Origin of the sequence: Xenorhabdus kozodoii (assembly GCF_002632875.1) — a bacterium.
Lineage (GTDB): Bacteria > Pseudomonadota > Gammaproteobacteria > Enterobacterales > Enterobacteriaceae > Xenorhabdus > Xenorhabdus kozodoii.
Genome location: NZ_NJCX01000001.1, coordinates 1 through 2,902, shown reverse-complemented (window position 1 = coordinate 2,902; position 2,902 = coordinate 1). Strand labels below are relative to the sequence as shown.

1 protein-coding gene is annotated in these 2,902 nt (G+C 55.7%); it reads right to left on the bottom strand.

What is annotated here, in order from left to right:
• A partial coding sequence (locus Xkoz_RS00005; protein WP_141554388.1) for an AMP-binding protein occupies positions 1 to 2,902 on the bottom strand: 2,902 nt, incomplete at both ends.

The following is a 2,902-nucleotide window of genomic DNA, read 5'->3' as shown; positions in this document are numbered from 1 at the left end:
GCCGGTGGAGCCGGAGGTATAGATGATATAGGCCAGATGGTGTGGCTTAAGCCCCAATTGGTGGGGATCGGGATTATGGCAAGGTTGCTGTGCCACTGCACGGAGATGGTTGTCATCATCCAGCAGCAAGAGCGGAATATTTTGCGTCGGTAAACGCGCCTGTAAATGGCACTGGGTCAGCAACCAGGCCGGTTGACTGTCCGATAACTGATAAGCCAGCCGTTCGGCGGGGTATTCCGGGTCGAGGGGAATATAGCCCGCCCCGGCCTTAAGGATGCCGTACATGCCGATGATCATATCCAGGCTGCGGTCGGCACAGAGGGCGATGCGATCATCGGGACGCACACCGGAGGCAATCAGATGATGAGCCAGTTGGTTGGCCTGACGATTTAATTCGCGGTAACTCAGTTGGCTATCGCCAAACACCAAGGCGGTGGCATCCGGGGTTCGTTCTGCTTGTTGCTCAAACCGTTGGTGGATTAACCCCTCTGGCGGAAGTTCGCTGGCGGTATCGTTAAATGTTTCCAATAACCGGAAACGCTCTGCTGGAGACAGGATATCGAGCGATGCAATCTGCTGCTCCGGTGTGTGCCGCAAGGCGGCGATAAGTTCTTGCAACGCGATATCCATATAGGCATTGATGCGAGCCGGATCAATCTGCTGGCTGCATTGTGCGGTGAGCGCAAATCCATCGTCAAAATCGTCGACATCCAGCGACAGCGGATAGTTGCTGCGTTCTTCACCACTGAGGATCTGCATCCCTTCCCACACCAACGAGGTCGCTTGCGATCCTTGGCGTGGTGGGCTATGGCGGAAGTTGAGCAGGCTGTTAAACAGCGGCAAGGGTGCCTGAATGCCACTGCAACGCTGGGCAACGGCCAATGAGGCTTGCTCGTGATCAAGTAATTGGCTGAGTTGACGATGGGTTTCCTGTACGGCCTGCTTAACGGTGCGCTCCTGTAACCGAATGCGGACAGGTAAGGTATTGATAAACATGCCGAGTACGGCGGCAGCACCGACGCCACCCTGTAAACGCCCCAGTAGAACCGTGCCGAACACCACATCATGTCGGCCGCTGCATCGGGACAAGACTTGTGCCCAGGCAACATGGAACAGCACCGCGGCACTCATCCCCCGTTGACGGGCGCAGTGGCGCAGGTTGTGGGCGAGTTCGCGATCTAACGTGATGGTATTTTCTACAATTTTATTCAGTTCGGTTGCATTGGGATGGCTGCCTTGCCCCTCAAGTAACCCAAAGGGCAGGGTCGGCTCTTCAACATCCCCCAGTTGCTCGCGGAAATAGGCCTGATGGACTTCCTGCGGCACGCTACGAGCCTGGGCGATAAAGTTACGGTAAGGCAGGGGAACCGGCAGGGTGCCACTTTCGCCCAAAATCAGCGCCTTAATCTCATTGAAGATCATGCCTAATGAAATGTGGTCACACACTAAATGGTGGTGCAACAGGGAGAGCAGCCATTGCCCCGATTCAGGATCTTGGGCAATATGTGCCGCCAGCAACGGGGCTTTGGTGATCGCCATGCGCACCGTGCGTGGATCAGTCAGATGGCGCAGTTGTGCTTCTGTTAACGGCGTATGTTCAACAATGGGCAGGGGGGCATGACGATAAACAACCTGAACAGGCTCTGGCAATTCTTGCCAATGCATGGCACTGCGCAAGATATCGTGTCGGTCAATCACGTGTTGGAGTACCTGCAAGAACGTCTCTAAGCGTGTCCGGCTGTCAAACGCCATAAGCTGATTATCCAGATAGATGTCGCCTTCGGTTTCCAGCAAATGGTGGAACAGTATCCCCGCCTGTAATGGCCCCAGTGGGTAGATATCCTGAATATTGGCGACGCCTCCGGGAACAAGGTTGACAATCTCCTCGATCTGGCTGGGTGTTAACGCCACCAGGGGCAGCATGTCCGGGGTTATGGTCTGGCTGTCTGCGCGGATCAGGTTGGGTGGAATAGCCCATTTAGCGATGTCCTGCGCCGCATGCCGGCTTAAACGAGCGCTCATGGCCGCCAAGGTGGGTGCAGAGAAAACGGTACTGACATCAAGCAAGAGTCCACGCTGGCGCAATTCTTCGATCAGGTTAACCACCAGTAATGAATGCCCGCCCAGTTCAAAGAAATTGTCATGGCGTCCTACCTGCTGCAAACCCAGCAGGGATTGCCAAACGGTGGCCAGGATCTGTTCAGTTTCTCCTTGCGGCGCTTCATAGTCACGGCTGACGATAGCGCTTTGATCTGGCGCCGGCAGTGCCTTGCGATCCAGCTTGCCATTGGCCGTGAGCGGGAACGCATCCAGCATGACAAATGCCCCCGGCAGCATATGTTCCATCAAGCGGGTACTCAATTGCTCACGCAGGTAGGCTGGATTGAGTGTCACGCCCGCTTGTGGGATCAGGTAAGCCACCAGCCGCTTATCACCGGTTTCTTCTGCGCGGGCGATGACGACGGCATCACTGACGCCTTCACACGCCGCTAACTGGGTTTCAATCTCCCCCAATTCAATGCGGAAGCCGCGGATCTTGACCTGAAAATCGTTGCGTCCCAGATACTCAATCGCGCCATTTGGCAACCAGCGCCCCAGATCGCCGGTTTTATACATACGCCTGTTTGTCTGGCCGCTGAACGGATCAGTGACAAATTTCTCTGCCGTCAGATCAGGTTGGTTCAGGTAACCACGGGCAACGCCTGCGCCCCCAATATGGATTTCGCCACCAACGCCAATCGGCACCGGCTGGCCGTGGGTATCCAGAATATAGATATGGGTATTGGGGAGTGGATAACCGATGGGGATAGCCCCGTCGAAAGGCGGAAGGTTTTGGTTGTCCAGTTTCAGGGTGGTGGCAATCACCGTGGTTTCCGTCGGGCCATAGGAGTTAATCCAGCGG